The following is a 5,785-nucleotide window of genomic DNA, read 5'->3' as shown; positions in this document are numbered from 1 at the left end:
AGGTGCCGGATCTGGGATTTGATGTGTATATCAGTACGGGCGGGCCCGGTTCGCCGGTCGACAGTGCCGGCAGCGACTGGGAAGTGGCTTATTTCGGCTGGCTCCAATCGGTGCTGGACTGGAACCTGCAGGAAGGAAGCCGCAAAAAGCACATTTTCCTGATCTGCCATTCGTTCCAGATCGTATGCCGTTTTTTTGAACTGGGAGAAGTGTGCCGGCGGAAAAGCTCCGCTTTCGGCGTATTTCCCGTCCATCTGACGGCCGCTGGCGAAAATGAAGCGGTATTTGCCGGGCTGCATGATCCTTTTTACATCGTGGACAGCCGCCATTGGCAGGTAATCCGGCCGCATGAGGAGAACCTCCGGGCCATGGGCGCCGAAGTGCTGGCGATCGAGAAAGAAAGGCCGCACGTGCCGCTGGAAAGAGCCACCATGGCCATCCGGTTCAATCCGTATATGATCGGAACACAATTCCATCCCGAGGCAGACGCCGAAGGGATGCACAAATACCTCCGCCAGCCCACCCGCCGCCATCGCGTGGTGGCAGATCACGGGGCGGAGAAATATGAAAACATGCTGGAGCTGCTGCAACAGCCAGACAAGATCCTGCTCACGCACGACACCTTGCTGCCCAACTTCCTGGAAGCGGCGCTGCATTACCAGCACACCTAAAAATCAATCGCATGATCCCCGATATCCGCCACGCATACAACCAGTCGTTTTCTCCCGCCCGGTACCAGGAGCTGCTGAAAGACCTGGCTGGCACTTCCGGCGTGGAGCCCTCCTTCCGCGTAGCGGAAACCCCCGTTTTCATCCCCCGTGAACTGACCAGCCGCCTCCTCGAAGCGGGCGACGCAATCCTCCAGGTAGTTACGCGGCCCGATATCAAAACCCTCACTGCCGGGGCTATCCCCAAAGCATTCAACGTGCCCGGGGAGAATGCCCGTCCGCAGTTCATCATCATCGATTTTGCCGTTACGCGTGGGGAAGACGGCTCCCTCACGCCCAAACTCATCGAGCTGCAGGGGTTCCCCAGCCTGTTCGGGTTCCAGCAATTGCTCGCTGCCGCATACCGGCGGCATACCAGCGTACCTTCGGGATTGGAGAACCTGGGCAAAGGTCTGGACCTCAACGCCTATCGCAACCTGCTCCGCCGTACCATCGTCGGGACCAGGCCGCCGGAAGAAACGATCCTGTTGGAAGTGTTGCCGCTGCAACAGAAAACACTGATAGATTTCGCGTGTACGGAAGAGATGCTCGGTATCCCGGTGGTTTGCGTGTCGGAACTGAAGCAGAGCGGCCGGCAGCTGTATTTTGAAAGGCAGGGCAAGAAGCGGCCCGTCAGCCGGATATATAACCGCGTGATTTTCGAAGACCTCGAAAACATGCGGCCACAGCTGGGCAATCCCATCGATCTCCGGCAGGACTTTGACGTAGAATGGGCGCCGCACCCCAACTGGTATTACCGCATCAGTAAATACCTCCTGCCCCACATACATGGTCCCTTTGCGCCAAGAGCCTGGTTCCTGGACGAAATACCCGTGCTGCCGCAGCAGCTGGACCAGTTCGTGCTGAAACCCCTGTTTTCCTTTGCGGGCCAGGGCGTGATCATCGATCCAACTCCGGAAGATGTGGCAAAGATCAACGACCCCGGCAACTGGATCCTGCAGGAAAAAGTGGAATACGCGCCTGCCGTGGAAACGCCCACCGGCCCGGCCAAGTGCGAAATCAGGCTCATGTATTGCTGGCCCGACGATGCACCCGCTCCCATCCTCGCCCAGAACCTCGCCCGGCTCAGCAAGGGCAAGATGATCGGTGTAAGTTATAACCAGTCGCAGGACTGGGTGGGTGGCAGCTGCTCCTTCTTCGAATACTAAAAACTACGATATGCAACGACTCAACATCAGTTCAGGCGCCGTTTGGGAATCCAAAGTCGGGTATTCCCGCGCGGTAAGGATCGGCAATGTGGTGGAAGTTTCCGGAACGGTATCGGCCGACGGCGACAAGATCGTGGGCGCCGGCGACCCTTACGAACAAACCAAACACGCGCTCGCCAAAATCGAAGCGGTATTGGTGAAAGCCGGCGCCACGCTGCACGACGTGGTACGAACGCGTATGTTCGTTACCGATATTTCGAAATGGGAAGAAGTAGGCCGCGCGCACGGGGAGTTCTTCGGCGGCATCAGGCCCGTTACCACCATGGTGGAAGTGAGCGCGCTCATCCACCCCGACCTGATGGTTGAGATCGAGGCTACGGCCATCGTTCCGGTCCAGGGTTGATGTTCCGGCCATAAAAAAGCCGGATGCGCGTGCATCCGGCGGGAAGGCATGTGCCTGTAAATAGTTTACGCCCCGAAAGTTTCCTGCCATTTCAGCATTCCGCCTGTAAGGTTCTTCACGTTGGAGAAGCCCATTGTTTCGAGCACCATGGCGGCCTGACCGCTGCGGTTACCGCTGCGACAATACACGATCACTTCCTGGTCTTTCAGCCCTTCGATCGCTTCGATCTCCATGGAGCGGATATCGCCGAGGGGAACGAGAGTGCCGCCGATGTTGAATTCGGCGTTTTCGTGCGGTTCGCGCACGTCCACCAGGTTCAGCTGTTCGCCGCTGTCGATACGTTTTTTCAGGTCTTCTACAGTAATATTTTCCATTGTTGGTTTTTTTTCAAAGTTAATATTAATATTCCGATGCAGGCGGGGCCGGGGGAGGTACAGCCAGGGAGTCGGTCACGGGTTTGGTGGCGGAGAGCCACAGGTCGATGCTTTCGCCGGCGCGGATCATGTTGAGCTCGCCCAGGCCGTTGCGCCTCGGGGGCGACTGGCGGTATACGAAAGCGCCGAGTGTGTCGGCCACGCCGCCGTCGATCAGTACGGTGCCGATGTTGAGGTTGCTTGCTGCGAGTACTTCACGGGCCTCCAGGTAGGTCATCCCCACGGTTTCGGGCACGGGGTTTTCCATGCTGCCGGTACCGCTGGAAAGCACCAGGGTGATGTTACTGCCTTCGGGGACTTCGGTGCCGGGCTTGATGGGCTTGCCGTTGAGGCGTTGTTCAAGCACGGTGTTGGTGGCGAAATCCGGTTTGTAGATGGTATCGCCGATGTTGAGCCTGCGGGCGCGGAGCGTCATTTCTGCGCTGCGGTAAGTCAGGCCTTCGAGATCGGGCATCGGCACCATGGGCGGCACGAGCTTGTTGACCGTGAGGAAGATGGTGCGGTGGCTTTTTACGACATCGCCGCGCTCGGGGGTCTGCTCATAAACGAGCAGGGCGCGCATGGTGTCAATATATATGGAGTCGCGCACTTCCACGTCGAAGCCCAGGGCTTCCAGGGTGGAGGTAGCGTCTTCAATGCTTTTACCTCTTACATCCGGCACCGTCACTTCCTCGCCGTGGCGGGTCAGGAACCCAAGCGAAAGGAAGAAGATGATCCCCATGAGGATGATCAGCCCGCCTATCACCAGCAGATTGAAGCCGAAGGAGCGTTTTGTTATATTATCGAACATTTTCATATTAGCAAAGTATGCTTATTTATTAACAGCAGCAAGGCACCCTTCAATAAGTATGCCGTAAAACTCCCGTAAAGTCATGCCTGCGGCGCGTACCTGCTGGGGCACGAGGCTATTTTCGCTTTGGCCGGGCATGGTGTTGACTTCCAGGAAATAGACGTTGTTGGTGCCTTCTTCCAGGATGAAATCAGCCCGCACGATCCCTTTGCAGTTGAGGCGGTTATACAGATCCTGGGCCACTTCGCGGATGTGCGCGGCGGCTTCCTCCGGGATTTCGGCGGGCGTCACCTCGTTGGTAACGCCGGGGGTGTATTTGGCTTCGTAGTCGAAGAATTCTTTGGTGGAACGGATCTCGGTGAGCGGGAGTACTTTCAGCTCGCCCTGGGAGCGGAACACGCCACAGGTCACTTCCGTGCCTTTGACGAACTCTTCGATGAGGATCTGGCTGTCTTCCCGGAACGCCTTCTGAATGGCTTCTTCCAGTTCTTCGGCCTTGTTCACCTTGCTCATCCCGATGCTGCTGCCGCCTTCGGCCGGCTTCACGAACACGGGCAGGCGGAGGTAGCTGAGGATGGCGGCGGGGAAATAGGGCTGGTCGCGGAAGATGTGGTAGGATTTGCTGACCCGCACCACGCCAAGCGCGGCCACCACTTTATTGCAGTAGCTTTTATTGAAAGTGAGCGCGGAAGTCACCATGCCGCAGCTGGTGTAGGGGATGCCGAGCATTTCGAAGTAGCCCTGCAGGCGGCCGTCTTCCCCGGGCGTGCCGTGGATGCCGATAAACACCGCGTCGAACCGGATTTGGCCTTCGGCGGTGCGCAGGGAGAAGTCGTTTTTGTCGACTTCCACGGCGGTGCCATCGGGCGCGGTATACGTCCACGCTTCGCGGGTGATGATAATTTTATATACGTTGTAGAGGGCGGGATCGATGTTGCGTTCAATAACGGCGGCGCTTTGGACGGAGATGACATATTCCCCGGAATAGCCGCCCGCAACGAGGGCGATGTTTTTCTTCATAGTTCGGCAAAATAACAAAAAAGGAAGCCCCAACCTGCGCTGGTACTTCCTTTTTCCGTGATTATTCTTTGAATAATATCAATTTGACGGGAAAACTAGACGTGCAGCTTGGCTTTCTTGGCCATAAGCTCGTCAACGGTTTCCTGGTACATTTCGTCGGGCACGCAGCAATCCACCGGGCAAACGGCGGCGCACTGGGGCTCTTCATGGAAACCCTGGCACTCGGTGCATTTGTTGGGAACGATATAATACGTATCTACAGCAACAGGGGCATTCCGCTGATCGGCGTCCATTTCGGAACCGTCCATCATTACATAACTTCCTTTTACGGTGGTTCCGTCGGACAGCGCCCACTCTACGCCACCTTCGTAAATCGCATTATTCGGGCATTCGGGTTCACAAGCTCCGCAGTTGATACATTCATCCGTTATCTTAATTGCCATATTGTAAACTTTTTGTTTAGGATGTAAGCCATTAATTTTGCTCCAAAAATAAAATATCTTCAATTCAAATACTCAATTTATTTTCCCGGAGATGAATGTAACTACTAAAATCACCCTTTTGGAGCGCCTGGGGGCCTATCTGAACGGACAGGGTACGGAAGAAGAGCGCGAGCGCCTCCGTTTGGCCAAACAAAAGGCTTTCCATCAAAACGGGTGGTTTATCCCCGAATTTGTGGACCTTTCGATCCAACAGATCGCGGATAATTTTCTGCAACGCCCCCTGCTCGAAGCCTGGGTAGCGCAGTATCCGGGCTTCGGGGAACCGGCTTCCCCCAAAAACGTGGGCATCGTGGCCGCCGGCAATATCCCGCTCGTAGGCTTTCATGACTGGCTGACAGGCTTCCTCTCCGGGCACCGCATCAAACTGAAATTATCTTCCAAAGATGACGTGCTCCTTCCCCACCTGATCGGCAAAATCGCGGAATGGTCGCCCGAAGCCGGCGAAATCACGGAAATCCGGGAAGTGCTCAAAGACTGCGACGCCTACATCGCCACCGGCAGCAACAATTCCGCCCGCTACTTCGAATATTACTTCTCGAAATACCCGCACATCATCCGCCGCAACCGCACGTCCGTGGCTGTGCTCACCGGTTCCGAGACAACTGCCGACCTGGAGGCATTGGCTTCCGATGCGCTGCTGTATTTCGGCCTGGGCTGCCGCAACGTCACCAAGGTATATGTGCCGGAAGGGTATGATTTCGAAGCGCTCATGACCGCGTTCAAGCAATTCGACTGGCTCATGGACAACCATAAATACAA

At 56.3% G+C, this 5,785-nt stretch carries 8 protein-coding genes; 4 read left to right on the top strand and 4 right to left on the bottom strand.

Annotated features, from left to right (window positions below; genetic code table 11):
* The 3 genes from Q0510_RS05600 to Q0510_RS05590 all read left to right on the top strand — a co-directional run.
* On the top strand, positions 1-671 hold a 671-nt coding region (locus Q0510_RS05600; RefSeq protein WP_298709020.1), incomplete at its 5' end, for a GMP synthase.
* 11 nt (positions 672-682) lie between these two features.
* Entirely contained in the window at positions 683-1,876 is a 1,194-nt protein-coding gene (locus Q0510_RS05595; protein WP_298709019.1) for a hypothetical protein, read from the top strand.
* 10 nt (positions 1,877-1,886) lie between these two features.
* Positions 1,887-2,279: a RidA family protein gene (locus Q0510_RS05590; RefSeq protein ID WP_298709017.1), complete on the top strand. Its 393-nt coding sequence runs from the start codon at positions 1,887-1,889 to the stop codon at positions 2,277-2,279.
* Between the two features lie 65 nt (positions 2,280-2,344).
* Here Q0510_RS05590 and Q0510_RS05585 read toward each other — a convergent pair whose 3' ends face one another.
* The 4 genes from Q0510_RS05585 to Q0510_RS05570 all read right to left on the bottom strand — a co-directional run bounded on the left by Q0510_RS05585 (position 2,345) and on the right by Q0510_RS05570 (position 4,966).
* Complete coding sequence (locus tag Q0510_RS05585) at positions 2,345-2,653, bottom strand: rhodanese-like domain-containing protein (protein ID WP_298709016.1); 309 nt, start codon at positions 2,651-2,653, stop codon at positions 2,345-2,347.
* A gap of 25 nt (positions 2,654-2,678) precedes the next feature.
* The gene (locus tag Q0510_RS05580; RefSeq protein ID WP_298709014.1) at positions 2,679-3,509 is read right to left on the bottom strand and encodes a PASTA domain-containing protein; all 831 of its coding nucleotides are present in this window, start codon (positions 3,507-3,509) and stop codon (positions 2,679-2,681) included.
* A gap of 15 nt (positions 3,510-3,524) precedes the next feature.
* On the bottom strand, positions 3,525-4,523 hold the full coding sequence (locus Q0510_RS05575; protein ID WP_298709012.1) for a D-alanine--D-alanine ligase: 999 nt from the start codon (positions 4,521-4,523) through the stop codon (positions 3,525-3,527).
* A gap of 95 nt (positions 4,524-4,618) precedes the next feature.
* A complete protein-coding gene (locus tag Q0510_RS05570) occupies positions 4,619-4,966 on the bottom strand; it encodes a 4Fe-4S dicluster domain-containing protein (protein WP_298709010.1) in 348 nt (115 codons plus the stop codon).
* A gap of 91 nt (positions 4,967-5,057) precedes the next feature.
* On the opposite strand from Q0510_RS05570, the gene Q0510_RS05565 reads away from it, so the two are divergent.
* On the top strand, positions 5,058-5,785 hold a 728-nt coding region (locus Q0510_RS05565), incomplete at its 3' end, for an acyl-CoA reductase (protein ID WP_298709008.1).

The sequence above is a fragment of the uncultured Chitinophaga sp. genome (genome assembly GCF_937874145.1).
Taxonomy (GTDB): Bacteria; Bacteroidota; Bacteroidia; order Chitinophagales; family Chitinophagaceae; genus Chitinophaga.
Note: the sequence above shows the minus strand (reverse complement) of the source record. Positions and strands in the feature narration are given on the sequence as shown.